This is a genomic window from Streptomyces sp. BK340 (assembly GCF_007827595.1).
Lineage (GTDB): Bacteria > Actinomycetota > Actinomycetes > Streptomycetales > Streptomycetaceae > Streptomyces.
On the sequence record NZ_VISR01000013.1, the window covers coordinates 20,158 to 45,993 of the forward strand.

Consider the following 25,836-nt stretch of genomic DNA (forward strand, 5'->3'; position numbering starts at 1 on the left):
CGTTTATTCCGGACGGGTCGGGCCGGCAGGTCAGACCTGGACGATCGGCTCCCGGGTGAACAGCGCCCCCAGCCGCGGCGCGTTCACCCGGCGGTCGGCCAGCCTCAGCCCCTCCCACACCGACACCTGGTTGGCCGTGAGCACGGGCTTGGACAACGCCTTCTCCAGCAGGCCGAGGTACGCCGCCGTGTGCAACGCCGTGTCCGGCAGCAGCACCGCCTCCGCGCCGGCGGCGTCCGCGTCCGCGGCGGCCGCGCGCGCCAGCGTCAGCACCTCCTCCTCCCCCCACGTGCCGACCTCGGCCGCCGTGACGATCCCGGACGACCGCACCGCGACCACCTCGAGCCCCCCGGCCCGCAGGAAGTCCGCGAACAGCGCGGCCACCTCCTCCGGGTAGGTCGCGCCCACGGCGACCCGTCGTACCCCGAGCTCCCTGGCCGCGTGCACGAAGGCGAAGGACGTCGAGGAGGCCGGCATCCCGGCCAGCCGGGCCAGCGACCGCACCTGCTCCTGGGCGCCCTCCCAGCCGTGCACGAAGCTGCCGCTGGTGCACGCCCACACCACCGTCTCGACGCCGGTGAGCCGCAGCTCCGCCACACCGGCGGCGAGCCGCTGCTCCGAACCCATCTCGCGCAGCGCGTCGACCCGGTGTGCGTCCACGCCGATGTCGGTGTGGACCAGATCCACCCGGATGTCGCTGCCCAGGAGCTGCTCGATGCGTGGATAGTCGTCCTCGCCGGAGTGGCCCGGGTAGAGGAATCCGAGTGCAGTCATGACGGCCCTTCTTGGTGTTCCTGCGTTTCTTCCGGCAGTACGGGCCATTCCCGCGCGGCTTCGTCCAGCAGCGCCTGATAGGGCCCCACGGCTCGGGTACCCAGCCTGCGCAGGGCCGCCCACATCGTGACCTGGTTGGCCGACAGCACGGGGATGCGCAGCTCGGCCTCCAGCTGCGGGATGACGTCGTAGGTCGGAAGGTTGGTGCAGGAGATGAACAGCGCGTCGGCGCCGCCGGGGCGGACCGCGGCACGGGCCATGGCGACCACGTCCCGGTACGGCACCTGCCAGATGTGCCGGGTCAGCCCCATGAAGGCGCAGCCGGTCACCCGTACGCCGGCCTCGGCGACGTACTCCTGCAGGGCCCGGGTGACGGACACCGTGTACGGGGTGACCAGGGCGACCCGGCGGACCCGCAGCTCCGCCAGGGCCTCCAGCAGGGCGCCCGAGGTGGTGACCGCGGGCAGGGCGCCGCCGGCGCTGCTCATCTGCGCGCGCATCGCCCGCTCGCCCGCGACACCGTCGACGAAGCTGCCGGAGGTGCAGGCGTAGGCGACGACCTCGGGGGCGACGGCGATCAGGGCGCGCACCGCCTCGGCGAGGGTCTGGTGCTCGCTGACCAGCCGTGCCAGGTCCAGGCTCACCTCGACCGGCACGAAGGGGGTCCGGGTCAGATGCAGTGACACCTCGTCGGGCACCCAGCGCCACAGCTCCCGGTCGAGGGCGAAGTCGAAGGGGGCCACCACCCCGACACCGCGCTGGGGGCGGGGACCGCCGAGAAAGGAGACGTCCATGACTGGCACCGCCTCATGCTGAGAGACGACGGAGGAACGGTCGGTGGGTACGCCCGTGTTGACGAAGGTAGGTTCCGGTGCGAGCGTGGTCAATCCGCGCATGTCAGACGCTCGGAGCGGCCCCGAATGACGCTGACCCTGCCCACCCTGCTCGTCCTGGACGCCGACCCGCCGCCGCGGCTCGGCCGCCTCACCGGGCGTGCCCGGATCGTGCACACCGACGCGGCCGGACTCGCCGGGCGGCTGCCGGAGGCGGACGTGCTGCTGGTGTGGGACTTCACCTCGCACGCCGTACGGGAGGCCTGGCCCGGGGCGGGGCCGCGGCCGCGCTGGGTGCACACGGCGAGCGCGGGGGTGGACCACCTGATGTGCCGGGAGCTCGCCGCCTCCGAGACGGTGGTGACCAACGCGCGCGGGATCTTCGACCAGCCGATCGCCGAGTACGTGGCCGCCCTGGTGCTGGCGGTCGCCAAGGATCTGCCGCGCACGCTGGAGCTGCAGCGGGAGCGGACCTGGCGGCACCGGGAGACCCGGCGGGTGGCGGGCACCCGCGCGTGCGTGGTCGGCTCCGGACCGATCGGCCGGGCGATCGCGCACACGCTGAAGGCCCTGGACGTGACGACCGCGCTGGTCGGGCGGGTCCCACGCACCGGCATCCACGGCCCGGGCGACCTGGACCGGCTGATCTCGCGCGCGGATTGGGTGATCGCCGCCGCCCCGCTGACCGAGCAGACGCACGGCATGTTCGACGCCCGCCGGTTCGGCGTGATGCAGCCCTCGACGGTCTTCGTGAACGTCGGCCGCGGGCCGCTGGTCGACGAGGACGCGCTCGCCGAGGCACTGCGGCGGCGCTGGATCGCGGGCGCCGCCCTGGACGTGTTCGCCGCCGAACCCCTGCCCGGGGACAGCCCGTTGTGGGGGCTGCCGGGGCTGATCGTCTCCCCGCACATGAGCGGCGACACGGTCGGATGGCGCGATGAACTCGGCGTCCAGTTCGTGGAGTTGTACGAGCGATGGGCCGCGGGCAGATCCCTGGTGAACGTGGTCGACAAGAAGCGCGGCTACGTCCCCGGTCACTGAACCACCAGGAGGGTGCATGCAGCTCACCGACCTGACCGCCGTACAACTCCTCGACGGCTACCGCAAGGGCGAGTTCAGTCCCGTGGAGGCGACCGAACAGGCCCTGCAGCGGGCGCGGCGGATCCAGCCGGAGGTGAACGCGTTCGTGCGCCTCACCGAGGAGGACGCGCTCACGCGGGCGCGGGAGTCGGCGGAGCGCTGGCGGCGCGGCGAGCCGGCCGGGCTGCTGGACGGGGTGCCGGTGACCGTGAAGGACATCCTGCTGCTGCGCGGCCACCCCACCCTGCGCGGCTCGAAGACCGTGTCCGAGCAGGGCCGCTGGGAGGAGGACGCGCCCTCGGTCGCCCGGCTGCGCGAGCACGGCGCGGTCTTCCTCGGCAAGACGACGACACCGGAGTACGGCTGGAAGGGCGTCACCGACTCCCCGCTGACCGGCGTGACCCGCAACCCGCACGACCCCGCGCGCACCGCGGGCGGCTCCAGCGGGGGCAGCGCGGCGGCCGTCGCGCTCGGCGCGGGCCCGCTGTCACTGGGCACGGACGGCGGCGGCAGCATCCGCATCCCGGCCGCCTTCTGCGGGATCTTCGGCCTCAAGCCGACGTACGGCAGGGTGCCCCTGTATCCGGCGAGCGCGTTCGGCACGCTGGCGCACGTCGGCCCGATGACCCGGGACGCGGCGGACGCGGCACTGATGATGGACGTGATCACCGCCCCCGACGCCCGCGACTGGTCGGCGCTGGGCCCGCCGCGGGAGTCGTTCACCGCGGGCCTGGACCAGGGCGTGCGCGGGCTGCGGGTGGCGTACTCGCCGACCCTGGGCGGGCAGGTGGCCGTCCGCCCGGCGGTCGCGGCGGCCGTGCGGCGGGCGGTGGCCGGGCTCGCGGACCTCGGCGCGTACGTCGAGGAGACCGACCCGGACTTCAGCGACCCGGTGGACGCCTTCCACACCCTGTGGTTCAGCGGCGCGGCCCGGCTCACCCAGAGCTTCTCGCCGCGCCGGCGGCAACTGCTCGACCCCGGCCTGCGCGAGATCTGCGCCCAGGGCGCCCGGTACAGCGCGCTGGACTATCTGGCCGCGGTGGACGTCCGCATGGACCTCGGCCGCCGGACGGGCGGCTTCCACGAGCGGTACGACCTGCTGGTCACGCCCACCCTGCCCATCACCGCGTTCGAGGCGGACGAGGAGGTGCCCGGGGGGTCCGGCCTGCGGCGCTGGACCGGCTGGACGCCGTTCACGTACCCCTTCAACCTCACCCAGCAGCCCGCGGCGACGGTCCCCGTGGGCGCCGACGGCGACGGGCTGCCGGTCGGGATGCAGATCGTCGCGGCCCGGCACCGGGACGACCTGGTGCTACGGGCCTCGCACGCCCTCTACGAGGCGGGGCTCACGCTCTCCGGAAACTGAGCGTCTCCCCCGCCGCCCCACTGCGCCACAGGTCGTTGCAGGCCTCGGCCATCTCCTCAAGACCGGTCACGACCTGGCCCCAGACGATCCCGGGCACCCAGCCCACGTCCCCGTTGAGCAGCAGGTTGTTGCGCTCGTAGAACAGGGCCAGGTCGACCACGGTGGTGCCGGGGCGGACCTCGCGGTCGTAGCCGTAGGCCTTCGTGCCCAGTTCGGTGCCGGCGAAGGAGAAGTAGCAGAGGTCTCCGGGGATCGGGGTGACCGTCGGGTTCTCCAGTGGGGGTTCCGTGGAGGCGAAGGGCGCAAAGAGGGCGTAGATCTCGTTGCGCGCGTACTTGGCGTGGAAGACGTCCCCCGCGAGCGGCAGTGCCTCCCACACCGCCGTGCAGGTCAGGGGCGCGCGGTCGTCCAGCAGTCGTGCCGTGCAGTGCACTTCCCGCTTCTCGAGCGAGACGGTGACGAATCGATCGGCCATGGAATCCAGGGTGCATAGGACTGATGCGCTTGGGTAGCCGCGCCGCCATGGCTCCACCACTTGGGAACGACGTACACACCATCCGGTCGGAACACAGACACAGCAGACGCTCGGTGCTCGCGGGGGCCGCGGCGCTGGGCGCGATGGGCGCACTGGGTGCCGTGGGCTGTACGCGGGTGGCCTCGGCGTCCGGCGTGAAGGGCGGCGACCTGCTCGACCGGCTGCGCGCGCAGGGGGTCGTACGGCTCGGGATAGCCGGCGAGATCCCCTTCGGGTACATCGACCGGGACGGCCATCTCACCGGGGAGGCGCCCGAGCTGGCCAAAGTGATCTTCAAGCGGCTCGGGGTGGACCGGGTGCAGCCCGTGCCCACCGAGTTCGGCTCGCTCATCCCCGGCCTGAACTCGCAGCAGTTCGACGTCGTGGCCGCCGGGATGTACGTCAATCCCGAGCGCTGCGCGCAGGTGATCTTCGCGGATCCGGACTACCAGATGCTCGACTCCTTCATCGTCCGCAAGGGCAATCCGAAGGGGCTGCACTCCTACAAGGACGTGGTGGCGAAGAAGGCGAGGTTCGCGACCGGGACCGGGTACGCCGAGATCCAGTACGCGGTGGAGGCCGGGTACAAGGAGGACGACATCCTGATCGTCCCGGACCAGGTCGCCGGACTGAACGCCGTCGAGGCCGGGCGCGTGGACGTGTTCGCCGGTACGGCGCTGACCGCCCGCGAGGTGGTGAAGAAGTCCGCCAAGGCGGAGGCCACCGCGCCGTTCGCACCGCTGGTCAAGGGCAAGCCGCATGTCGACGGCGGCGCGTTCGCGTTCCGGCCCACCGAGACGAAGCTGCGCGACGCCTTCAACGCCGAGCTGCACCGGCTGAAGCAGAGCGGGGAACTCTTCCGCATCCTGCGGCCCTTCGGCTTCACCAAGGCCGAGCTGACGGACCTCACCACGAAGGAGCTGTGCGGCGGATGACCTCGGGGCTCTGGGAACTCGTACTGAAAGGCGTCTGGACCACCGTCCAGCTGCTGGTGTTCAGTGCGCTGCTGGCCGGCGCGGTGTCCTTCGCCGTCGGTGTCGCGCGCACCCACCGCCTGTGGATCGTGCGCTTCCTCGCCGGCTTCTACACCGAGGTGTTCCGCGGCACCTCGGCACTGGTGATGATCTTCTGGGTGTTCTTCGTGCTGCCGGTCGCCTTCGGCTGGCAGCTGGTGCCGCTGTGGGCGGGCACGCTGGCGCTCGGGCTGACGTATGGCGCGTACGGCTCGGAGATCGTGCGCGGCGCGCTGAACGCGGTCGACCCGGCGCAGCGGGAAGGCGCGATCGCGCTCAGTCTCACGCCCTGGCAGCGGCTGCGGCTGGTCCTGCTGCCGCAGGCGGTGCCGGAGATGATCCCGTCCTTCTGCAACCTGCTGATCGAGCTGCTCAAGGGCACGGCACTGGTGTCGGTCATGGGCATGGGCGATCTGACGTTCAGCGCCAACCTGGTGCGGCTGGCGCTGCAGCAGAGCGCGGAGATCTACACGTACGTGCTGCTGATCTACTTCGCGATCGCCTTCGTGCTCACCCGGCTGATGCGCTCTCTGGAGAAGCGGCTGAAGGCCGGGGTCGGCGAGGACGCCGGTACGGAGTCGGCGGCGCGTGAGCTGAAGCGGGCGCAGACGACCGGAGTGGGGGGGCGGGTCGCATGAAGTGGGACTGGAACGCGGTGAGCGACTTCATGCCGCACTTCTGGGACGGGCTGCTGGTCACCCTGCAGGCCCTGGCCCTCGGCTCGCTGCTGTCCTTCACCCTCGGCCTGGTGTGGGCGCTGCTGATGCGGACGCCGAGCATGGGGGTCCCCCCTGGTCGAGCGAAGTCGAGAGCTCGGGGGATCGTGCGCTGGCCGGTCGGGGTGGTCACGGAGTTCGTGCGCAACACCCCGCTGCTGGTGCAGCTGTTCTTCCTGTTCTACGTGCTGCCCGAGTGGGGCCTGACGTTCTCGGCGCTGACCACCGGCGTCTTCGCGATCGGCCTGCACTACTCGACGTACACGATGCAGGTCTACCGAGCAGGTATCGAGGCGGTGCCCGTCGGCCAGTGGGAGGCGGCCACGGCGCTGAACCTGCCCCGGTACCGGACCTGGGCCGCGGTGATCCTGCCCCAGGCGCTCCGCAGGGTGGTCCCCGCCCTCGGCAACTACGTGATCGCCATGCTCAAGGACACGCCGATGCTGATGGTGATCACCGTGCTGGAGATGCTCGGGCGGGCCCGGCTCTTCTCCCAGCAGCACTTCCAGTTCACCGAGCCCCTGACCGTGATCGGGGTGGCCTTCATCCTCATCTCCTACCTGGCCTCCCTTCTCCTGCGAGCCCTGGAGCGACGCCTTGTCCGTTGAGACCCGTGAACAGACCGCCGCCACCGACACCCATCCGACCGAGCTGGTCCGCCTGGAGGGGGTGACCAAGCGGTTCGGGGACAACACGGTCCTCGACGGCCTGAACCTCACCGTGGAAACGGGCCGGCACGTGACCCTGATCGGCCCCTCCGGCTCCGGCAAGACGACGATCCTCCGGCTGCTGATGACCCTCACCAAGCCGGACGAGGGCACGATCACCGTCGACGGGCAGCCGCTGTTCCCGGCGCCGGAGAAGCAGGTCCGGGAGGTCCGCAAGAAGATCGGGATGGTGTTCCAGCAGTTCAACCTGTTCCCGAACATGTCCGTGCTGCGGAACATCACCGAGGCACCGGTGCAGGTGCTCGGCATGTCCCGGGACGAGGCGGAGGAGCGGGCGCGGGAGCTGCTGGACCTGGTGGGGCTGGCCGACAAGAGCGACGCACGGCCCACCCGGCTCTCCGGCGGCCAGCAGCAGCGGGTGGCGATCGCCCGGGCGCTGGCGATGCGGCCGCGGGTGCTGCTGCTGGACGAGGTGACGTCGGCGCTCGACCCCGAACTGGTGGCGGGCGTCCTCGACCTGCTCAGGGACATCGCCCGCACCACCGACATCACGATGCTCTGTGTGACCCACGAGATGGGTTTCGCCCGGGACATCTCCGACCAGGTACTGATGTTCGACGCCGGACGGGTGATCGAGTCGGGCCCGCCGGAGAAGATCTTCAGCGATCCGGAGCGGGACCGTACCCGGGATTTTCTCAGCGCGGTGCTGTGACTACGAAGTGTGAAGACACGAAGAGCCGAGGTCCGGGCGCTGGGTGATGACTTTGGCATATGCCAGAGGGCCTGCGTCCCAGTTGGGAGAGGGGCGGCGGGCACCACAATCTCGCCAACACCCTCTCCCCAACAGGCCTTTCCCCGTTATCGTGGTAGCGATCCGCCGACCGGACTTAGCGGCCACAGACAGGCGAGCGCAGGGGGAAACACCGTGGCGCTGATGCACGAGCCGACCGCCCCGTACCACTCCGCCCAGGACGCGTTGCGCGTGCTGGAGAGCGTGGCCCGTCATCCCGCCGGCGTCACCGACACCGAACTGGCCCGCCACACCGGCCTGCTCCCGGAGCGGCTGAGCGCGCTGCTGCGCATGCTGCGCCGCGAGGGTTACGTCGAGCAGATCACCGACGGCGCGTACGTCACCGGTGAGACCCTGCGCCGCCTCACCTCGACGCACGACCGCGAGCGGGCCCTGCGCGAGAAGCTCCAGCACACCCTGGACCGGCTGCGGGACTCCGTCGGCGCGGCCGTCTACATGAGCCGGTACGTGGACGGCGAGGTCACGGTGACCCAGTACGCCGCCGGGCCGGCCACCCCGGCGGTCAACGAGTGGGTCGACTTCCGCTACTCCGCGCACGCCACCGCCGTCGGCAAGAGCCTGCTGACCCAGCTGGACCACAACGGCCGCCGCGACCACCTCTCCCGGCACAAGATGGCCCGCCTCACCTCGCGCACCATCACCAGCGACAAGCTGCTGCTGTCCCGCCTGGAGTCGCAGCCGCCGACGGTGCCGGTCCTGGACCTCCAGGAGTACGCGGTCGGCACGGTCTGCGCGGCCGTCCCGATCACCGCGGGCTCCTCGGTCGGCTGTCTGGCCCTGTCCCTCCCGGTGGAGCACGCGCACCGGCTCCGGCAGGCCGCGGACACACTGAACCGGAACGCGGCTCCGGTGCTGCTCTCGCTCGCGATCTAAGTGGTCACGAGCACCCCTGAGAACCAGGTAGTATTTTCTTCGTCGCCGACCGCGGGAGAAGAAATCCGCGGAAGGCGAGAGTCATGCGCCGCTAGCTCAGTTGGTTAGAGCAGCTGACTCTTAATCAGCGGGTCCGGGGTTCGAGTCCCTGGCGGCGCACAATGACGATGGCGAGCCACGTCCGCGGAAAGCGCGGGCCTGGCTCGCCATCGCTGTTATTGCGCGGCTGCGCCGCGCGCCGTGGGGGCGCTGCCACCCACACCCCCTACTGGCGGGCCCTTCGCGGAAGCGAGGGGCCCTTCGACGTCCTCCGGGGTCAGCCTCCGGTACGTGTCCTCCCCGGGCGGCCGCCACCACACCGGGTCGGCGCACCGGAACCCCTCGCGCCGCAGCCGCGCCCGCTCGATCTTGTTGGTGGCGGTCACGGGCATCCGTTCCACCACCCGCACGAACCGGGGCGCCATCTTCGTCCCGAGGTCGGGCTGGGCCCGCAGGAACTCCGCGAAGGACCACGGGTCGAACCGCCCGGCGACGGTCGCCATCACCTGGTCCCCGGTGACCGGATCCGGCACCCCGTACACGGCGACGCCCACCGCCCCCTCGTACCGGGCGACGATGTTCTCGATCATCGCGGCGGCCAGGTTCTCCCCGTCGACCCGGATGCGGTCGTCGGCGCGGCCGGCGAAATACAGGTATCCCCCGGCATCCCGGTAGAACAGATCCCCGGTCCAGCAGGCGCCGCCCCGCCGCCGCTCGGCTTCCGCCGCCGGATTGCGCCAGTACCCCTCGAAGGGACTGGGCCCCTGGTTCACCAGCTCCCCTATGGCCTCGTCACCGTTGAGGAGCTGCCCGGCGGCGTCGAACTCGGCCACCGGACACTCCAGCCCGGTACCCGGATCGAGCACCACCAGGCCGGGCCCCGCCGGCCCCACCGCTCCGGCCGGGGTCCCCGGCGCCCACTGGATGGCCGCCCCGCCCTCGGACGACCCGTATCCCTCGACCAGCCGCACCCCGAACCGCCGCTCGAAGGCTGCCGCGTCCACCGCCCCGGCCTCCGTCCCGAAGCCCGTCCGCAGCGGGTTGTCCCGGTCGTCGGGCCGCGGCTCGGTGGCGAGGATGTACTGGATCGCCCGCCCGACATAGGTGAAGTACGTCGCCCGGTACCGCCGCACGTCCGCCAGGAACCCGGACGCCGAGAACCGCCGGCGCAGCGCCACCCCGGCCCCGGCGGCCAGCGCGGGCGCCCAGTCCGCGATCACCGCGTTGCCGTGGAACATCGGCATGCAGACGTAGTGCACGTCGTCCGCGCGGACCCCGAACTGCCCGGCCAGCGCATACCCCGCCGCGGCCAGCCGCCCCTGGGAACAGAGGGCGGCCTTGGGCGCGCCGGTGGAGCCGGAGGTGAAGTAGAGCAGCATGCGGTCGGCGGGCGCGGCCCGGGCGGGGTCGGGTACGGCGCCGGCGTACGGGGCGAGGAGGGCGTCGTAGGCGTCGTCGTCGGTGACGAGGACGCGCACGTCCGGCATCTCGAGCCCGGCCAGCAGCGGCAGCCGCGCCCGCTCGGTGACGAGCACCGCGCACTCGGTGTGCCGGATGTCCCGGGCCAGCTCGGCGCCCCGGCGGGTGGGGTTGATCCCGGCGACGGCGGCCCCGGCGAGCGCGGCCGCGCCGAGCCACAGCGGGAACTCCCCGGTGTTGTCGAGCAGCACGCCGATGTGCGGAACGGCGTCCGGTGGCAGCAGATCGGCGAGCAGTGCGGCCCGGGCGGCCGCCCCCGCGGCCACCTCGTGATGGGTCAGCATCCTCCCCCGAGCCATCGCCTCCGCTCGAGCAGGGGGGACCCCCATCTCGCACCACAGCCCCGGCCGGTGGTCCCCCCACCGTGCCGCGACCAGCTCGGCCACCGTGCTCATCGTGGACCTCATGGCGAGGCACGGTAACTGACATGCCGTCAGATGTGGAGGCTCAGAACCCGCCCATGTCGTTGTTCGCGAAGGCGTCGGTGCACGTGACCATGAAGCCGACGCAGAGCACGACCACGACGCCGAGGAACGCGACCAAGCCGAAGGCCGCCGCCGCCTGCCTGACCTGCCCCGGTTCGTGGGCCGTGGCGACCACCATGGGGCCGTCCTTGTAGTAGACGGTGACGAGGTCGCCCTCCAGGCGGGTCGCGGGGCCGTTCTCCTCCTCGAAGCGGATCTCCCGGCCGTCGCGGGCCGTGAACTCGTAGACGTGGTGGATCGTCGTGGTCACCGAGGTGTCGTTGGCGCCGCCGTGGGTCGTCGTGAACATCCGCAGGCAGCGGCCCTGGGCCGTGAGCCCGCTGTTCCAGGCGCTGCGGATCTGCAGCCAGCGGTGCAGCACGCGGTACGCCATGAAGAGGGCCAGGGCCATGATGAGGCAGGGCACGAGGTAGAACAGCACGTCCATGGGATCCCCCGGTCTTGGGTACCGCCCTACTCGTCGGTAGGCGTGTCAGGACGGTACCCGCGGAGTCCGCCGGACTGACTCAAGTAATGCTCAGAACGTGACGTCCGAGCAGGCGTAGAACGCGTTGCCCGTGTCGGCGATCGTCCACACCGCGACGATGACGTGGTGACCGCTCAGCCCGCCGGGCAGGGTGCCGCTGTGGCTGAGGGTGGCCGGCGGGCGCTGGCCGTTGTACGGCACCGTCAGGAACGGCGTGGTGTTGAGGTCCGAGCGGGCCAGGGCGTGGTTCTGGTTCCAGCCCTGCCTGGTGACGTAGTACTTGAAGTCCGTCGTGGCGTGCATGGCGGTGAACTGCCACCGGAAGGTGTACGACTGACCGCCGGTCACCTTCGTGGTGGGCCACGCCGTGCCGGACGGCGTCTTCGGCGAGCTGAGCTGGGCGAAGCGGCTCACGCCGCCGTTGCAGATCTGGCCGTCGGCGGGTCCGGCGGCCGGGAAGCCCTTGGGTCCCTCGACGCTCTGCGGCTCCCACTGGATGTCGCCGCAGTTCGTCACGGTGCCGTTCTGGCAGAGCTTCTGCCTGCTGATGGGGAGGTCGGTGTAGCCGTGCCCGCTGGCGCCACCGGTGGAGAGCGCGAAGGCTCCGGCGGTCACCACACCCAGCACGACTGCGGACAACGCCGAGAATCTGGTCTTCGTACGCATGCTGCCGCTCCTGGAGAACGTGGGGGAGGTTCACTGAGCCGAGCTGAGCCGTACAGTAGGTCTAGACCAAGTCTCAGATTATTGCCGTCAGTTGGCCGTGTCCATATCAAGACGTGTCCATACCGATCGCGCCGCCTGCGCCGAGGGGCTGCCGGGCCGTCACATCGGCTCCCTGCGGCCCGAGCAGAACGCCACCGTCAGGTCCCGGACGAGCACCTTGCGCTCGTAGTCGTCCAGTTCGACCAGACCGCGCACGGTCAGCCGGGTCACCGTGTCCTCCACCGAGTCCACGACCGAGTTGAGCATGGTGGCCCGCTGCCGGGCGTCCAGTGCGGCGATCGTGCGCCGGTGCATCGCCGCGGCGACCTCGGGCGCGTACTCCACCCGGAGCGGCTGCACCGAGAACACCTCCAGGCCGATCGGCCCCGCGTCCGCCGCCACCAGCCGGGTCAGCGCCTCCCCCGCCACGGCCACCCCGCCTCGCGCCGAGCCCGGAAGGTCCACCGGCACCCGGGCGAGGGCCGCCTCCACGCACCCCTGCAGATAGGTCTCGTGGTCGTCGATGCCGAGCACGGCCCGCGCGGTGTCCCGCACCCGCCAGACCACCAGCACGACGACCCGCAGCGCCACCCCGTTGGCGTCCGCCGCCGGCATCGCCTCGCTGCGCCAGTGCCGCAGCCGCACATTCACCCGGCGGCGCACCAGCAGCGGGTTCACCCAGAGCAGTCCTGTGCGCCGCACCGTCCCCCGGTAGCGGCCGAACAGCCCGAGCAGCCGCGCCTGTCCGGTCCGGCCGCGGGCGAGCCCGCCGAAGCCGAGCACGCCGAGCGAACCGGCCCCGGCGTACGCCGCCCACTGCGCGGGCCCGAGCCCGGTGCCGGTGCAGACCGGCAGGCGCAGCGCCTGTGCCGCGAGCGGCGGCAGCACGCCCGCCCACCACGAGGTGGCCAGGCACCCCACGACGCCGCCCGCCCCGGCCAGCACCCCGGCCAGCCCGGGCAGCACCCGCGCCGGACGCTCCACCAGATCCGGGTCGACCTGCGGCACCGTCCGGCTGCGGGCCGGGGCCGGGCGCCTCTGTCGGGGCTGCTCGCCGGTGCCCTGCCGGCGGCCCACGACGGCGGGCGTCACCGGCACCGGCACCGGCTCGGGCTCGTCACGGAAGAGCAGATGGACGGGGATCTCGGTGGTCACCTCGTTCTGGATCAGCCGGGCCGGGCGGGTGGCCGTGCCCCCGGTGGCCACCGCGCTCTCCGGCCGCTCCCCGGACTCGGACGTGTGTGACGTGGTCGTACTCATGCGTGCCTCCAGCCTCCGCGCCAGATGCGTCATGACAGTGAGAAGTGGGAGTGGAAGTGGGATCAGGTGTGCTCACGAACGTGGGCGGCGCCGGCTACGCGAACAGGCGGCGCCAGGTCTCCGGGCCCGGGTAGCCGTCCGCCGCGCCGCCCCGCCAGCCCTGGCTGCGCTGGAACGCCTCCACGGCCCGCCGGTCCGCTTCGCCCCAGCTCGGCCCCGGCCCGTCGGCGTAGAACCTGCCGAATCCTTTCTTCGACAGCTGCCTCCCGAGCTGGGTGACGTACTCGTTCTCCGCGCCCGGACGGAAGAGGTTCCGGCCGGGATAGCCGGGCACCCCGTGCGAGGCGGGCCGGGCGCCGGCCGCTCCGGAAGGCAGGCTCCTGCCCTGCCCGGTGACGAGCAGCTTCCAGGTGCCGGGGCCGGGCAGCCCGTCGGCGTCCTCGTCCGCCCAGCCCTGGGCCAGCTGGAACGCCCGGGTCGCCCGCCGGTCCGCCTCGCCCCAGGCCGGGCCGGGCCCCTCGGTGTAGAAGGAGCCGGCGCCACGGGAGACGAGCAGCCGGCCGAGCTGGGTGACGTACTTGTTGTTCGTGCCGGGGCCGAAGAACCCGGCACCGGGGAAGGGCGCCGGCTTCCTGCCGTCGGCGGCCTGCTGGGCACCCGCGGTGCCGGCGGTCACGCCCTTGTAGCGGTAGGGGACGTACTTGTCGGCGTGGGTCCAGTAGGGGTACGGGGTGGGCTGGCTGCGCGCGTGCGGGGGCGTCTGTTCGTAGACCAGGTAGTTGGTGTGCGTGTGATCGGTCCAGCCGCCGAAGATCACGACGTGGGAACCCTTCTCGGGGTTGTCCGGGTTGTGGAAGAGGAGCATGTCGCCGGGCTGCAGCTCCTCCTTGGTGATCTTCACCCCGAACTGGTCGAGACTGCCGGTCCACTCGTTGGTGCCCAGGCCCCAGGCCATGGAGACATAGCCCGAGCAGTCCTGCCGGTAACCGTCGGACCAGTAGTCGTCCATGCTGTACGGCACCTTGGCGCCCACCCAGAGCTTGGCCCGGTTGATGATCTGGGTCCGGGTGGCGGCGGGATACGGGGTGGCCGGCTGCTTGACCGGCCCGCCGGCCGGGCCGTGCAGCGGGGCCCGGGGGCCCTGCGGGGTGGCGGGCCCGTCGTCCGCAGCCGGGGCGCCGGGGCGGGGCGCGACATGGGGGGCGGTGAGGGCGGCGGCCGGGGGAGCCGCTCCGAAGGCGGCGGACGCGGCGGTGGCCACGACCACCACCCCTCGGACGGCCGGGTTGCCGCCGAAGCGGCCGGACGGGCGGGGACTCGCCCGGTGGCGGGCGCAGCCGGGGCAGCCGCAGTCGCTCGTGGGGTCGACTTCCTCGAACGCCGGAGCGGTCATGCGATCTGCCTCACACTCTGGGTTGATTTGTTCGCGGATGTGCACGTTGATCAGTTTCACAACTGTCACCGGGGCGCGCATGTTGACGGTCCGAATGATGTACAGACGGGCACGGCCGCCCTCCGGGTCACCCGAGGGTGGTCGGGAGCACTCCTCCAGCTCAGGTAGAGTTCTCTCGTCAGCAGGCGCCGCTAGCTCAGTTGGTTAGAGCAGCTGACTCTTAATCAGCGGGTCCGGGGTTCGAGTCCCTGGCGGCGCACAATGACGATGGCGAGCCACGTCCGCAGAAAACGCGGACCTGGCTCGCCATCTCTGTCACGGCGCGGCTACGCCGCGCAGTGGGGGCTCCGCCACCCACACCCGGCGACAGCAGGCCCCCCGTGCGAACGGGGGGCCTGCTGCTGTTTGGCCGGATACTCTCTGGCCATGGCAGCGCGTGACCTCCAGGAACGGATCAAGAAGCTCATCATCGACGGGCGGCTGCCCTCGGGTGCCCCGCTGCCGACCGAGCCCGAGCTGATGGAGCTCCTCGGGGCGAGCCGGAACTCGGTGCGGGAGGCACTGAAGGCGCTGCAGGCGATGGGGATCGTGGAGATCCGGCACGGGTTCGGGACCTACGTGGGCCCGATGTCGCTCGCCCCGATGATCGAGGGGCTCGCCTTCCGTACCGTCGCCGGGCACTACCGGGGCGAGGACTCCCTGCTCCAGCTGCTGGAGCTGCGCGAGGCGGTCGAGACGGGACTGGTCTCGCGACTGGCCGGACGGCTGCCGGAAACGGACCTCGTTGAACTGGAGGGCCTCGTGAACCGTATGGAACAGGAGGCCGCCGAGGGCTGCGGCCTCGCCGCGACCGACCGTGCGTTTCACGCCACCCTCTACCGGGGGCTGGACAACGTTCTGCTGAGCGAGGTGCTGGAGGCGTTCTGGGACGCGTTCCACCGGGTCCAGCGGGATCTGATGGACGTACCGCAGGACCCGCGGGTCACCTGCCGTCAGCACCGGGAGATCCTCGACGCGGTCCGGTCCGGCGATTCCATACGGGCGGAGGAGGCCATAAGAGATCACTTCGGCAACATCCGCGCCCGCCTCTCCCCCACCGGCGCACCCGAGCCTCCCGAGCCCCACCCGCGCCCCAATGAACGGGTTTGACCGGTAAACACCGCGTTTCGCGTCTTGCGATCATGCGATCACCGTAGAACCCTGGTTGCCCATGAAGCCGCGGGTTCGCGGCACTTGGGGGGAAAGCGGTTGCGCACCGGCGGGGAGGGGGCCCCGCTCATGAATCGGTGCCGAGGGGGGCATCATGCAACCGGAAGGCCGCAGTCCCATGTCTATAGGTGAGCAAGACGTGGTGACTGTGACTCACCACTGAACCGCCTGTGACGGCCGAGGGGGCCCCGACCGGGCGAAGGACCGACGAACACGCGGTGACCTGCGTGTGGGGGGAATGACTCATGACGTCGACGCCGAAGGGCGCCCGGCAGAGCCACGATCAGCACGACGACCCGTCACAGACCACCCAGCTCCGAGCGATCGGGCACCGGACCGGCCAGTTCCGCCGCATCAGAAAAAGCCTGCCGAGATACGACTACGAGCACTACAGCCGACTGGCGGGCCCCCTCACCCAGCCCGACCCGGGCAAGCCCTACACGGTGCAGTACCGTTCGCTGCTCTCACAGGAGCCGCACCGTATACGAGCCGCGCTCATGCTGGGCGCCGCCCCGGTGCTCTCCCTGGTCCTGCTGTTCTGGCTGCTGCAGCCCGAGCACTGGACCGAACGGGACTACCCGGCCCACGACTTCCTGCCGGCGCTCGACATCGTCATGCTCGTCTCGATCGGTCTGATCGAGTTCTTCCGCTGCATGAACGTGCTGTCCAACGCGCACGCCACGCTGGTCGCGCGGGACCCGGTGCCGGTCGTGCCGGAGACCGGCACCCGCGTCGCCTTCCTCACCTCCTTCGTGCCCGGCAAGGAGCCGCTGGAGATGGTGACCAGGACCCTGGAGGCGGCGGTCAAGCTGCGCCACCGGGGCGTGATGCACGTGTGGCTGCTGGACGAGGGTGACGACCCGGCCGTCAAGGAGGTCTGCGCCCGGCTCGGCGTCCACCACTTCTCCCGCAAGGGCGTCGCCCGGTGGAACCAGCCCAAGGGCCCGCACCGCGCCAAGACCAAGCACGGCAACTACAACGCCTGGCTGGAGGCGCACGGCGGCGAGTACGACTTCTTCGCCTCCGTCGACACCGACCACGTGCCGATGCCCAACTACCTGGAGCGGATGCTCGGTTACTTCCGTGACCCGGACGTCGGCTTCGTCATCGGCCCGCAGGTCTACGGCAACTACGACACGTTCGTCACCAAGGCCGCCGAGTCGCAGCAGTTCCTCTTCCACGCCCTCATCCAGCGCGCCGGCAACCGCTACGGCTCCCCGATGTTCGTGGGCACCTCGAACGCCGTGCGGATCAGCGCGATCAAGCAGATCGGCGGCCTGTACGACTCGATCACCGAGGACATGGCCACCGGGTTCGAGATGCACCGCGCCAAGAACCCGGCCACGGGCCGGAAGTGGAAGTCGGTCTACACCCCGGACGTCCTCGCCGTCGGCGAGGGCCCGAACGCGTGGACGGACTTCTTCACCCAGCAGATGCGCTGGTCCCGGGGGACGTACGAGACGATCCTCAAGCAGTACTGGAAGGGCTTCTACTCGCTGCCGCCCGGCAAGCTCTTCAACTACACGATGATGATCATCTTCTATCCGATGTCCGCACTCAACTGGATCCTCGCGGCGCTGAGTTGCGCGCTGTTCCTGGGCCTGGGCGCCTCGGGTGTGAACATCGACCCGACGGTGTGGCTGATGCTGTACGGCAACGCGTCCGCGCTGCAGATCGGCCTGTACATCTGGAACCGCCGGCACAACGTCTCGCCGCACGAGCCGGAGGGCTCCGGCGGCGTCGCGGGCATGGTGATGTCGGCGCTTTCCGCGCCGATCTACGCCCGCTCGCTGATGGACGCGGTGCTGCGCCGCAAGAGCAAGTTCGTGGTGACCCCCAAGGGCGACTCGGCCAGCCCGGACACGCTGTTCGGGACCTTCCGCATCCACTGGTTCTTCATCCTGGTCTTCGGCGGTTCACTCGCCGCGGGCTTCGTGTTCGGGCACTCCCACCCGGCGATGATCACGTGGGCGGTCTTCGCCATGCTGATCACCGCCTCGCCGATCTTCGCCTGGCGGCACGCGCTGCGGCAGGAGAAGAAGAACCCGCGGCAGACGGCTCAGGCGGCCCCGGGCGCGGTCCCGGCCGCCGGGACCGCCGCTCCCGCGCCGGCGGCGGAGCCGCAGGACGCGGTGCCCGCGCAGTACGCCCACGCGGCACGCGGCCACGCCCCGCAGCAGCGGCCCAGTTGGGCCGCCGCGCCCCGCGGGCCGGGCGGGGACCCCGCGGCGGGGGACGACCAGACCATGCAGATCGCGCTCGGTGGACTTGGGGGACGTAAGGAATGAAGGACCAGGCCGGCCGCCGTCGCGCCCGTCGACTCGCGATAGGCACGGCGGTGGTACTCGCGCTGGCCGGGATGAACGGGCCGTGGCTGTACCGCTTCGGAACCGAGCAGTACCACCAGTACAAGATCAACAAGCCCGAGTACAAGGCCGCCAACGGCCACTGGGACATCGTCGAGTTCCCCGAGGAGTACCGTCAGGACACCATCCACGCGGCGCTCCTGCACACCGGCAAGGTGCTGCTGGTCGCCGGCTCGGGCAACAACCAGGACAACTTCGACAAGAAGAAGTTCGACACCCGCATCTGGGACCCGGTCAAGGGCACCATCAAGAAGGTGCCGACGCCCGCCGACCTGTTCTGCACCGGGCACACCCAGCTGGCCAACGGCAACCTGCTGATCGCGGGCGGGACGAAGCGCTACGAGAAGCTCAAGGGCGACGTCACCAAGGCCGGCGGCCTGATGGTCGTGCACAACGAGAACCCCGACAAGCCGATGACGCTGCCCCCGGGCACCAAGTTCACCGGCAAGGAGAACGGCAAGACCTTCGTCTCGAAGGACCCGGTGCTCGTACCGCGCGCGAAGAAGGTCTTCGACCCGCAGACGGGCGTGTTCCTGCGCAACGACCCCGGGCTCGGCCGTATCTACGTCGAGGCGCAGCGAAGCGGCACCAGGTACGAGACCGGCACCCAGGACAACTACCGGATCCAGGGCCTGACCGGCGCCGACGCGCGCAACACGTACGGCATCGCGCAGAAGCTCGCCCTCGACAAGAAGGACTTCCAGGGCATCCGCGACGCCTACGAGTTCGATCCGGTCGCCGAGCGGTACATCAAGGTCGACCCGATGAACGAGGCCCGCTGGTACCCGACGCTCACGACCCTGTCGGACGGGAAGATCCTCAGCGTCTCCGGTCTCGACGACATCGGTCAGCTGGTCCCGGGGAAGAACGAGATCTTCGACCCCAAGACCAAGAAGTGGACGTACACGCAGAAGATCCGGCAGTTCCCGACGTACCCGGCGCTGTTCCTGATGCAGAACGGGAAGATCTTCTACTCGGGTTCCAACGCGGGCTACGGACCGGACAACGTGGGCCGGGTTCCCGGCATCTGGGACGTCGACACCAACAAGTTCACCAAGCTGCCCGGGCTCAGTGACCCCGACCGGATGGAGACGTCCGGGACGGTGCTGCTGCCTCCGGCGCAGAACGAGAAGTTCATGGTGATCGGCGGGGGCGGGGTCGGCGAGTCCAAGCTGTCCAGCAACAGGACGCGGCTCATCGACCTGAAGGCGAAGAGCCCGCGCTTCGTCGACGGGCCCGAGCTGGCGAAGGGCACCCGGTATCCGCAGACCTCGATCCTGCCCGACGACACCGTGCTGGTGTCCGGGGGTTCGGAGGACTACCGGGGGCGCGGCGACTCCAACATCCGTCAGGCCCGGCTGTACCACCCGGACAGCAACAGCTTCACCCAGGTCGCCGATCCGCTGGTCGGGCGGAACTACCACTCCGGGTCGATCCTGCTGCCCGACGGGCGGGTGATGTTCTTCGGGTCCGACTCGCTGTACGCGGACAAGGCGAACACCAGGCCGGGCAAGTTCGAGCAGCGCATCGAGATCTACACGCCTCCCTACCTGTACCGGGATTCCCGGCCGTCGCTCGACGGGGGGCCGCGGACCATCGCCCGGGGTGCTTCGGGGACGTTCACCTCGAAGCACGCCTCGGGCATCAAGAAGGTGCGGCTGATCCGGCCGAGCGCCTCGACCCACGTGACGGACGTGGACCAGCGGTCGATCGCCCTGGACTTCAGGACCGCCGGCGACAAGATCACCGTCACCGTCCCGAAGAACCGGAACCTGGTGCAGTCGGGCTGGTACATGCTGTTCGTGGACGACGGCCAGGGGACGCCGTCCAAGGCTCAGTGGGTCAAGGTGCCGTAGCTACTTGCTGTTCCGGGCCAGGGCGAGTGCGTAACTCGCCCACCACTGGCCCGCCTTCGGGCCGCCCTTGCAGGTGCCGTCCGACTCTCCCGGGCGCTTGACCCACAGGTAGGCGTCCACGAGAGGGTCCGTCGTCTTCGTCGTCGGCGTCGCGCCCAGGGCCCGGCCGGGTGGGTTGCACCACTTCTCGGCCGGATCGCCCCCGGTGTAGGGGCCGTTGCCGTTGCGGCTGGTGTCGACGACGAAGTGCTTGCCGCCCACCTTCGCGGAGAGCTGCTTGCCGTAGGCGATGGAGTCCTCGGTGGAGTAGAAGTTGGAGACGTTGACGGCGAAGCCGTCGGCCCGGTCGATGCCGGCCTGCCGGAGAGGCTGGACGATCTGGTCGGGATGGCCCCAGCCGACGTTGCCGGCGTCCAGGTAGACCTTGGTGTTCTTCAGGGACTTGAGCTTGGCGACGGCACCCTTGAGGAGGTCGTAGCGCTCCTCGTGGAACTGGTCCGGGGTGCAGCCGTCGGCGAGGTGGAGTACGGCGTCGGGTTCCAGGACGACGGTGGCGGGGCGGTCCCCGATGCCCCGGGCGACACCGTCGATCCAGGCGCGGTAGGCGTTGCCGTCCGCCGCGCCGCCCTGCGAGTACTGGCCGCAGTCGCGGTGCGGGATGTCGTACAGCACGAGCAGGGCCGTGCGGTCGGACTTCTCGGCGGCCTCGGTGAAGCCGCGGGCCTCCCGCTCCGGGTTCTCCGGGCCGATCCACTCCCCCGTCGGCTGCTCGGCGATCTTCCGGATCTGTGCGGCCTCGGTCTTCTTGCCGGCCTTCTCGTAGGCGGCGAGCCGGCGGGCCGCGGTGCTGTCCGGGTTCACCCAGAACGGGTCGGCGGACCTGGGCTGTTGAGTGATCGTGGCGCCGGCCGCCCGGTCCCCGTCCGAGGAGGAGCATCCGGCGAGCAGCAGTGCCGCCGCCCCCAGCACCGCCGCGGACGCCCGTGCCCGTGCCGAAGAGCGGGCCCCCCTGGTGTCGTACATGCGATTCCCCCCTGAGCGCATCGTCGGCCCGGTCGACCGAGTACCAATCGTGGCATACCGGCCGTGCCCGTCACGAGGTCGCGCGGGGGGTGTCAGGGGTCTCACGGACCGGTGCCCGTGAGGTACGCGGAGACCACCACGTTGGCCGTGTAGCTGCCGCTGGTCCGGTCGAAAGCACCACCGCAGGTGATCAGGCGGAGTTCGGCGCGGCCCGCCTCGTGGGGTCCGTAGGCCTGCCCGGCGTCGAAGTCGTCGCGGGCCAGGACGCGGATGCCGTCGATGGTGAAGTGGGCGACCTTGCCGTCCGAGCGGACCACCCGGACCGTCTCGCCCGGCTTCAGGGTGCTGAGCTTGTAGAAGACGGCGGCCCGGGTCCGGGTGTCGACATGACCCACCATCAGCGCGGCCCCTGCCGCGCCGGGCGCTGTCCCGGAGCCGTACCAGCCGACCACTCCCGGCTGGCCGAACGGCGGCGGGTCGACGGCGCCCCGGCTGTCCAGGCCCCGGGCCATCACCGGGGCCTGCACGCCCAGTTGGGGGATGTCGATACGCTGCGGGACCGCGGCGCCGAGCGGCTTGGCCGCGGGCGGCAGCCGGACCGCATCGGCCCCCAGGCCGGCCACGTCGCCCGGGCCGGCCGGGCTCTCCGCCACGTCGGTCACGCCGCGGCCCCACAGCCACAGCGCGAGCAGCAGGAGCGTCCAGGCCAGGACGGTGATCAGGCGCGCGCCGCCGGTGGTGCGCCCGGGTTCCTCGGACATGGCCGCGGTACGCCCTCAGTCCGTGCCGCGGCTCCGGCGGGCCCCGAGCAGCCCGACGGCGGCCGCGGCGACCCCGGCGAGCGCCAGGCCGGTCAACGCCTGGCCGGTGCCGGGGGCGGACCCGCTGGTGGCCACCGTGGCGAAGTGTGCGGTGCCGCCGCCACCCGCGTCGACGGGTGCGACGGGCGACGCGGCGGTGTCGGACGGCTCCTCGTGCTGGTCCGAGGACGCCCCCGCGACGGTGATCGTGCCGGTGACAACCGTTCCGGAACAACTGATCCGCACCTGGTAGCCGCCCGGCGGGAGCGAGGTGCGGATACGGGTCTCCCCGGCCAGTGCGCCCTGGCTGCCGGTGAGGCGTGCGTCGGAGACAAAGGCGTCGGAGACGGCGGTGCCCTGGGCTCCGGCGCAGCCCCGTACCCGCAGGGACACATCACCGCCCGGGGTCGGGGAGGCCGGGGTCACCGTGACACCGGGGCCGCCGTCGGCCGCGTACGCCGCCGGGGTCAGGGCGGTGACGGCCAGGACTGCTGTACAGAGAGTGAGGCGTGCTGAGCCCATCGTGAACCTCCAGATAGTGGGAGGCTCCCCCGTACGGCGCCCCTGCGCATCCCGGGGAGGCGCGCGACTGCTCCATACGGGTGATCCGGGGTACGGGCCGGGTTTGGCCGTCCCTGCTCAGACGAGGTCGACGAGGTCCGCGATGGAGTCGACGACCTGGGAGGGGCGGAAGGGGTGGCGGTCGACGTCCCCGGGCTGGGTGACGCCGGTCAGCACCAGGAAGGTGCGCATCCCGGCCTCCAGGCCCGCGAGGACGTCGGTGTCCATGCGGTCGCCGATCATCGCGGAGTTCTCGGAGTGGGCGCCGATCGCGTTGAGCCCGGCCCGCATCATCAGCGGGTTGGGCTTGCCGACGAAGTACGGCTGCTTGCCGGTCGCGGCGGTGATCAGCGCGGCGACCGAGCCGGTGGCGGGCAGGTCGCCCTCGGTGGAGGGGCCGACGTTGTCGGGGTTGGTGGCGATGAACCGGGCACCGGCGTTGATCAGGCGTACGGCCTTGGTCAGGGCCTCGAAGGAGTAGGTGCGGGTCTCGCCGAGGATCACGAAGTCGGGGTCGTGGTCGGTGAGGATGTAGCCGACGTCGTGCAGTGCGGTGGTCAGGCCCGCCTCGCCGATGACGTAGGCGCTGCCGCCGGGCCGCTGGTCGTCCAGGAACTGGGCGGTGGCCAGGGCGGAGGTCCAGATGTTCTCCACCGGCACGTCCAGGCCCATCCGGCGCAGCCGGGCGTGCAGGTCCCGGGCGGTGTAGATGGAGTTGTTGGTGAGCACCAGGAAGGGCCGCCCGGAGTCGCGGAGCTTCTTCAGGAAGGCGTCGGCGCCGGGGATCGGGACCCCCTCGTGGATCAGGACGCCGTCCATGTCGGTGAGCCACGACTCGATGGGCTTGCGGTCTGCCATGTGCTTGCGTCTCCTGCGTGCGTACGGTCAAGAAGCGGGGGCGCCGGAACCACGGCGTACCGACGCCCCCAGCCTAATCAGGAAGGCCTGATCCTGACCCTGGTCAGGACCGACTCGTCACCGGCTGATCACCGGCCGATCCGTACGCCGTCGATCACCCAGTACCAGTTGTTCCCGCCGGTGCAGCGGAAGCGGACCCGGGCCGAGCGGGCCCCGGCCGGGACCTGGAGCAGCGGCCGCATCACGAACTGCGTGAAGTAGGTGACCTCCGCCAGCAGCACGCCCCACGGTGTGGTGAGGAACTGGAAGGAACCGACGAGGGCGTCCAGCGCGGACAGCGGCTCGTCCAGGAGCAGCACGTCCGGCCGGATGGCGAGCGCGCGGGCGATGGCGACGCGCTGCTGCTGCCCGCCGGACAGCTCCCGCGGGAAGCGGCGGGCGTAGGCGGCCATGCCGGTCATCTCCAGCGCCTCGGCCACCCGCCCCCGTATCTCGCCCTTGGGGGCCTTGCGGGCCTTCAGGCCGAAGGCCACGTTGTCGTCCACCCGCATGTGCGGGAAGAGGGCGTACTGCTGGACGACCATGCCGATGCCGCGCCGGTGGGGCGGCAGGTCCGTCACGTCACGGTCGCCGAGGAACACGCGCCCGGAGGCGGGCCGTACGAACCCGGCGACCGCCCGCAGCGCGGTGGTCTTGCCGGAGCCGGACGGCCCGAGCCGCGCCATGACCTCGCCGGGCTCGACGGTCAGGTCGAGGGAGTCGAGGACGACGTTGCCGTCTTAGGCGACCGTGACGGAGTCGAAGCGGATGCCCATCTCACCGGGCTCCCGCGAGCAGGTCGGGCAGGGCGGCGACGGAGTCGAGGACGAAGGTGGCGCCGGCGGCGCGGAACTCGGTGTCCCCGTGGGCCCCGGTGCGCACGCCCGCGACCAGGCCCGCACCGGCCCGTACGCCGCTCAGCACGTCGTAGGAGGTGTCCCCGGCCACGGCGACCTGCCGGACGTCCGCCGCGGCCTTGGTCCGCACGAAGGCCTCCAGGACCATGTCCGGGAAGGGCCGTCCGCGCCCGCCCGCGTCGGCCGGGCAGAGGGTGAGCGGTACGAGGTCCTGCCAGCCGAGGGCGGCCAGGACTGCGTCCTGGGTGACGCGGGCGAAGCCGGTGGTCAGGACGACGGTACGGCCGCTGCCCATGAGTTCCTCGATCGCCTCGCGGGCGCCGGGGACCGGGGCGATCAGGCCCGCGTCGACGAGGTCGCCGTACGCCTTCTCGAAGGCGGTGTTGGCGCGCTGGGCGCGGCTCTCGTCCCCGAACAGGTGCCGGAAGACGGAGATCTTGGACTCGCCCATGGTGGCGCGGACGTAGTCCAGCTTCTCCGCGTGGTCGGCGGAGCCGGGCTCGACGCCCAGTTCGGCGGCGGCCGCCGCGAAGGCGCGCTCGACCAGGCCGCCGTCGGCGACGGTGGTGCCGGCCATGTCGAGGACGACGAGACGGATGTCGTGGATGTCGTTGGTCAACTCTCTCACCAGCCCAGTTCGTTCGCGGTGGTCTCGGCGATCGCCGGCGAGCAGGTCATGCCGCGCCCGCCGGGCCCGGTGACCAGCCACACGCCGTCGCTCACCTGCTGCCGGTGCACGACCCGGCTGGTGTCGGTGCACTGCGCGTACACGCCGGCCCAGCGGCGCCGGATCTTCGGCAGCGGCCGGCCGAAAAGGGACTCGACGACCTCGGTGAGGTGGTCGTAGGGGTCCTCGAGCGTGTCGAAGGCGAAGGGGTGCTCGTACTCGTGGGTGTCGCCGATGGTCAGGCCGCCGTCGGCGCGCTGCACCATGAGCAGCTGCATCTTGTGCTCGGCGGCGGTCGCCGGCTGCGGCTGCCCGGCGTTGAGCGCGTCGAGCGCCGAGGAGGCGTAGGCCGGGTAGTAGCGGAAGCTGTCGGCGTCCGCGACCGAGGTGGTGAGCGGCTCGCCGAGCGGGTCGGTCTGCATCATCTGGAGGCGGACACGGCGCACGGGCAGCTCGGGCCCGGCCAGTTCCCGCACCAGTCCGCCGAGCCAGGCGCCGGTGCACAGCACGACGGCGTCCGCGTGGTGCACGTCGCCGTGGTCGTCCCGGACGGCCCCGGCACCGACCACCTCGCGTACCTCGCGCCCCGGAAGGAAGGTGTAGTCCGGGGACTTCAGCAGCTCCGCGCGCAGCGCCGGCTGGGCGGTGCGTGGCTCGACGGCGGCGTCGCGTTCGCAGTGCAGGGCGGCGGTGAACTCGCCGCGCAGGGCGGGGTTGAGGGCTCGTGCCTCGCCGGGGGTCAGCAGCTTGTAGCCGCGTTCGGCGGCGTCCGGGCGGGCCACGGCGGCCTCGGCGACGGCGAGTTCGAGGGGACCGCGTACCGGGGTGAGCGACCCGTTGGCCCGGAAGCCGAGCCCGGGCACGCGCCCGCCGATTCCTTCCCACAACTCCCGTGCCCGCAGCGCGGTCTCCAGCTCTTCGCCACCGGCGCGCCCACTGACCCAGATCTGCCCGAAGTTGCGCAGCGAGGCGCCGCGCGCCTCCGCCTCACGCTCGATCTGGACGACCTGGTGGCCGCGCCGCACTGCTTGCCAGGCGTGCATGGTGCCCACCACGCCTGCTCCTACGACTGTCACTCTCACGGCGGCGACGCTCCTCGCGCACAGGGAACCGGAAGGGGTCCGG

General features: G+C 71.3%; 24 protein-coding genes, 2 tRNA genes and 1 pseudogene. 12 read left to right on the forward strand and 15 right to left on the reverse strand.

The window, feature by feature from the left end:
• Positions 1-30: 30 nt before the first annotated feature.
• Together FB157_RS22700 and FB157_RS22705 are read right to left on the reverse strand one after the other, a co-directional pair.
• Positions 31-774, reverse strand: coding sequence for an aspartate/glutamate racemase family protein (locus FB157_RS22700; protein ID WP_145882448.1), 744 nt, complete (start codon positions 772-774; stop codon positions 31-33).
• A complete protein-coding gene (locus tag FB157_RS22705; protein WP_145882449.1) occupies positions 771-1,568 on the reverse strand; it encodes an aspartate/glutamate racemase family protein in 798 nt (265 codons plus the stop codon). The genes FB157_RS22700 and FB157_RS22705 overlap by 4 nt, the downstream gene beginning before the upstream one ends.
• Positions 1,569-1,694: 126 nt before the next feature.
• Between FB157_RS22705 and FB157_RS22710 the strand changes: the two genes are divergently transcribed.
• Positions 1,695-2,648, forward strand: coding sequence for a D-2-hydroxyacid dehydrogenase (locus FB157_RS22710; RefSeq protein WP_145882450.1), 954 nt, complete (start codon positions 1,695-1,697; stop codon positions 2,646-2,648).
• Between the two features lie 16 nt (positions 2,649-2,664).
• Positions 2,665-4,053 (forward strand): amidase, encoded by a 1,389-nt coding sequence (locus FB157_RS22715; protein ID WP_145882451.1) that lies wholly within the window; start codon positions 2,665-2,667, stop codon positions 4,051-4,053.
• Here the strand turns inward: FB157_RS22715 and FB157_RS22720 are convergent.
• The gene (locus tag FB157_RS22720; protein ID WP_145882452.1) at positions 4,034-4,528 is read right to left on the reverse strand and encodes a DUF3830 family protein; all 495 of its coding nucleotides are present in this window, start codon (positions 4,526-4,528) and stop codon (positions 4,034-4,036) included. The two genes, FB157_RS22715 and FB157_RS22720, sit on opposite strands and share 20 nt — an antisense overlap.
• A gap of 47 nt (positions 4,529-4,575) precedes the next feature.
• Here FB157_RS22720 and ehuB point away from each other — a divergent pair, with 47 nt between their 5' ends.
• The 6 genes from ehuB to FB157_RS22750 all read left to right on the forward strand — a co-directional run bounded on the left by ehuB (position 4,576) and on the right by FB157_RS22750 (position 8,807).
• Entirely contained in the window at positions 4,576-5,502 is a 927-nt protein-coding gene (ehuB, locus tag FB157_RS22725) for an ectoine/hydroxyectoine ABC transporter substrate-binding protein EhuB (RefSeq protein ID WP_145882453.1), read from the forward strand.
• A complete protein-coding gene (ehuC, locus tag FB157_RS22730) occupies positions 5,499-6,218 on the forward strand; it encodes an ectoine/hydroxyectoine ABC transporter permease subunit EhuC (RefSeq protein WP_145882454.1) in 720 nt (239 codons plus the stop codon). Before ehuB ends, ehuC begins: the two co-directional genes overlap by 4 nt.
• Complete coding sequence (ehuD, locus tag FB157_RS22735; RefSeq protein ID WP_145882455.1) at positions 6,215-6,904, forward strand: ectoine/hydroxyectoine ABC transporter permease subunit EhuD; 690 nt, start codon at positions 6,215-6,217, stop codon at positions 6,902-6,904. The genes ehuC and ehuD overlap by 4 nt, the downstream gene beginning before the upstream one ends.
• A complete protein-coding gene (ehuA, locus tag FB157_RS22740) occupies positions 6,894-7,676 on the forward strand; it encodes an ectoine/hydroxyectoine ABC transporter ATP-binding protein EhuA (RefSeq protein WP_145882456.1) in 783 nt (260 codons plus the stop codon). The genes ehuD and ehuA overlap by 11 nt, the downstream gene beginning before the upstream one ends.
• Before the next feature lie 213 nt (positions 7,677-7,889).
• Positions 7,890-8,648: an IclR family transcriptional regulator gene (locus FB157_RS22745; protein WP_145882457.1), complete on the forward strand. Its 759-nt coding sequence runs from the start codon at positions 7,890-7,892 to the stop codon at positions 8,646-8,648.
• 85 nt (positions 8,649-8,733) lie between these two features.
• Positions 8,734-8,807 (forward strand) — tRNA-Lys (locus tag FB157_RS22750).
• 56 nt (positions 8,808-8,863) lie between these two features.
• Here FB157_RS22750 and FB157_RS22755 read toward each other — a convergent pair.
• The 5 genes from FB157_RS22755 to FB157_RS22775 all read right to left on the reverse strand — a co-directional run bounded on the left by FB157_RS22755 (position 8,864) and on the right by FB157_RS22775 (position 14,475).
• Positions 8,864-10,573 carry an AMP-binding protein gene (locus FB157_RS22755; RefSeq protein WP_145882458.1) on the reverse strand — a complete coding sequence of 570 codons (1,710 nt, stop codon included), beginning with the start codon at positions 10,571-10,573 and terminating at the stop codon, positions 8,864-8,866.
• A 40-nt stretch (positions 10,574-10,613) separates the two neighbouring features.
• The gene (locus FB157_RS22760; protein ID WP_145882459.1) at positions 10,614-11,078 is read right to left on the reverse strand and encodes a DUF3592 domain-containing protein; all 465 of its coding nucleotides are present in this window, start codon (positions 11,076-11,078) and stop codon (positions 10,614-10,616) included.
• 90 nt (positions 11,079-11,168) lie between these two features.
• On the reverse strand, positions 11,169-11,783 hold the full coding sequence (locus tag FB157_RS22765) for a lytic polysaccharide monooxygenase (RefSeq protein ID WP_145882460.1): 615 nt from the start codon (positions 11,781-11,783) through the stop codon (positions 11,169-11,171).
• Between the two features lie 159 nt (positions 11,784-11,942).
• Complete coding sequence (locus FB157_RS22770) at positions 11,943-13,082, reverse strand: SPFH domain-containing protein (protein WP_145882461.1); 1,140 nt, start codon at positions 13,080-13,082, stop codon at positions 11,943-11,945.
• 94 nt (positions 13,083-13,176) lie between these two features.
• Positions 13,177-14,475, reverse strand: a complete 1,299-nt coding sequence (locus FB157_RS22775) for a peptidoglycan-binding protein (protein WP_145882462.1) — start codon at positions 14,473-14,475, stop codon at positions 13,177-13,179.
• A gap of 185 nt (positions 14,476-14,660) precedes the next feature.
• On the opposite strand from FB157_RS22775, the gene FB157_RS22780 reads away from it, so the two are divergent.
• The 4 genes from FB157_RS22780 to FB157_RS22795 all read left to right on the forward strand — a co-directional run bounded on the left by FB157_RS22780 (position 14,661) and on the right by FB157_RS22795 (position 19,906).
• A tRNA-Lys gene (locus FB157_RS22780) sits at positions 14,661-14,734 on the forward strand.
• Between the two features lie 167 nt (positions 14,735-14,901).
• Complete coding sequence (locus FB157_RS22785; RefSeq protein ID WP_145882463.1) at positions 14,902-15,624, forward strand: FadR/GntR family transcriptional regulator; 723 nt, start codon at positions 14,902-14,904, stop codon at positions 15,622-15,624.
• 305 nt (positions 15,625-15,929) lie between these two features.
• The gene (locus FB157_RS22790) at positions 15,930-17,972 is read left to right on the forward strand and encodes a glycosyltransferase family 2 protein (protein WP_145882464.1); all 2,043 of its coding nucleotides are present in this window, start codon (positions 15,930-15,932) and stop codon (positions 17,970-17,972) included.
• Positions 17,969-19,906, forward strand: coding sequence for a kelch motif-containing protein (locus FB157_RS22795; protein ID WP_145882465.1), 1,938 nt, complete (start codon positions 17,969-17,971; stop codon positions 19,904-19,906). The genes FB157_RS22790 and FB157_RS22795 overlap by 4 nt, the downstream gene beginning before the upstream one ends.
• Here the strand turns inward: FB157_RS22795 and FB157_RS22800 are convergent, their stop codons facing one another.
• The 7 genes and pseudogenes from FB157_RS22800 to FB157_RS22830 all read right to left on the reverse strand — a co-directional run bounded on the left by FB157_RS22800 (position 19,907) and on the right by FB157_RS22830 (position 25,793).
• On the reverse strand, positions 19,907-20,929 hold the full coding sequence (locus FB157_RS22800; protein WP_145882466.1) for a glycoside hydrolase family 6 protein: 1,023 nt from the start codon (positions 20,927-20,929) through the stop codon (positions 19,907-19,909).
• Between the two features lie 101 nt (positions 20,930-21,030).
• Entirely contained in the window at positions 21,031-21,690 is a 660-nt protein-coding gene (locus FB157_RS22805; protein ID WP_145882467.1) for a class F sortase, read from the reverse strand.
• Between the two features lie 15 nt (positions 21,691-21,705).
• Complete coding sequence (locus FB157_RS22810; protein WP_145882468.1) at positions 21,706-22,251, reverse strand: hypothetical protein; 546 nt, start codon at positions 22,249-22,251, stop codon at positions 21,706-21,708.
• Positions 22,252-22,368: 117 nt separating this feature from the next.
• Positions 22,369-23,148: an HAD-IIA family hydrolase gene (locus tag FB157_RS22815; RefSeq protein WP_145882469.1), complete on the reverse strand. Its 780-nt coding sequence runs from the start codon at positions 23,146-23,148 to the stop codon at positions 22,369-22,371.
• Positions 23,149-23,456: 308 nt separating this feature from the next.
• Positions 23,457-23,963 (reverse strand): annotated as a pseudogene (locus FB157_RS22820) (ABC transporter ATP-binding protein); the annotation flags it as partial.
• A 1-nt stretch (position 23,964) separates the two neighbouring features.
• Positions 23,965-24,672, reverse strand: a complete 708-nt coding sequence (locus FB157_RS22825; RefSeq protein ID WP_145882470.1) for an HAD family hydrolase — start codon at positions 24,670-24,672, stop codon at positions 23,965-23,967.
• Positions 24,669-25,793 (reverse strand): TIGR03364 family FAD-dependent oxidoreductase, encoded by a 1,125-nt coding sequence (locus FB157_RS22830; RefSeq protein WP_145882471.1) that lies wholly within the window; start codon positions 25,791-25,793, stop codon positions 24,669-24,671. Before FB157_RS22830 ends, FB157_RS22825 begins: the two co-directional genes overlap by 4 nt.
• Positions 25,794-25,836 lie beyond the last annotated feature (43 nt).

What these genes read in the sequence shown, in the direction of transcription:
- FB157_RS22785 (WP_145882463.1), top strand. Translation starts at nt 14,902, where the DNA reads ATGGCAGCGCGTGACCTCCAGGAACGGATCAAGAAGCTCATCATCGAC.
- FB157_RS22790 (WP_145882464.1), top strand. Translation starts at nt 15,930, where the DNA reads ATGACGTCGACGCCGAAGGGCGCCCGGCAGAGCCACGATCAGCACGAC.
- ehuC (WP_145882454.1), top strand. Translation starts at nt 5,499, where the DNA reads ATGACCTCGGGGCTCTGGGAACTCGTACTGAAAGGCGTCTGGACCACC.
- FB157_RS22760 (WP_145882459.1), bottom strand. Translation starts at nt 11,078, where the DNA reads ATGGACGTGCTGTTCTACCTCGTGCCCTGCCTCATCATGGCCCTGGCC.
- FB157_RS22770 (WP_145882461.1), bottom strand. Translation starts at nt 13,082, where the DNA reads ATGAGTACGACCACGTCACACACGTCCGAGTCCGGGGAGCGGCCGGAG.
- FB157_RS22815 (WP_145882469.1), bottom strand. Translation starts at nt 23,148, where the DNA reads ATGGCAGACCGCAAGCCCATCGAGTCGTGGCTCACCGACATGGACGGC.
- FB157_RS22800 (WP_145882466.1), bottom strand. Translation starts at nt 20,929, where the DNA reads ATGTACGACACCAGGGGGGCCCGCTCTTCGGCACGGGCACGGGCGTCC.
- ehuD (WP_145882455.1), top strand. Translation starts at nt 6,215, where the DNA reads ATGAAGTGGGACTGGAACGCGGTGAGCGACTTCATGCCGCACTTCTGG.
- FB157_RS22805 (WP_145882467.1), bottom strand. Translation starts at nt 21,690, where the DNA reads ATGTCCGAGGAACCCGGGCGCACCACCGGCGGCGCGCGCCTGATCACC.
- FB157_RS22710 (WP_145882450.1), top strand. Translation starts at nt 1,695, where the DNA reads ATGACGCTGACCCTGCCCACCCTGCTCGTCCTGGACGCCGACCCGCCG.
- FB157_RS22810 (WP_145882468.1), bottom strand. Translation starts at nt 22,251, where the DNA reads ATGGGCTCAGCACGCCTCACTCTCTGTACAGCAGTCCTGGCCGTCACC.
- FB157_RS22755 (WP_145882458.1), bottom strand. Translation starts at nt 10,573, where the DNA reads ATGAGGTCCACGATGAGCACGGTGGCCGAGCTGGTCGCGGCACGGTGG.
- ehuB (WP_145882453.1), top strand. Translation starts at nt 4,576, where the DNA reads ATGGCTCCACCACTTGGGAACGACGTACACACCATCCGGTCGGAACAC.
- FB157_RS22775 (WP_145882462.1), bottom strand. Translation starts at nt 14,475, where the DNA reads ATGACCGCTCCGGCGTTCGAGGAAGTCGACCCCACGAGCGACTGCGGC.
- FB157_RS22795 (WP_145882465.1), top strand. Translation starts at nt 17,969, where the DNA reads ATGAAGGACCAGGCCGGCCGCCGTCGCGCCCGTCGACTCGCGATAGGC.
- FB157_RS22705 (WP_145882449.1), bottom strand. Translation starts at nt 1,568, where the DNA reads ATGGACGTCTCCTTTCTCGGCGGTCCCCGCCCCCAGCGCGGTGTCGGG.
- FB157_RS22765 (WP_145882460.1), bottom strand. Translation starts at nt 11,783, where the DNA reads ATGCGTACGAAGACCAGATTCTCGGCGTTGTCCGCAGTCGTGCTGGGT.
- FB157_RS22715 (WP_145882451.1), top strand. Translation starts at nt 2,665, where the DNA reads ATGCAGCTCACCGACCTGACCGCCGTACAACTCCTCGACGGCTACCGC.
- FB157_RS22700 (WP_145882448.1), bottom strand. Translation starts at nt 774, where the DNA reads ATGACTGCACTCGGATTCCTCTACCCGGGCCACTCCGGCGAGGACGAC.
- FB157_RS22720 (WP_145882452.1), bottom strand. Translation starts at nt 4,528, where the DNA reads ATGGCCGATCGATTCGTCACCGTCTCGCTCGAGAAGCGGGAAGTGCAC.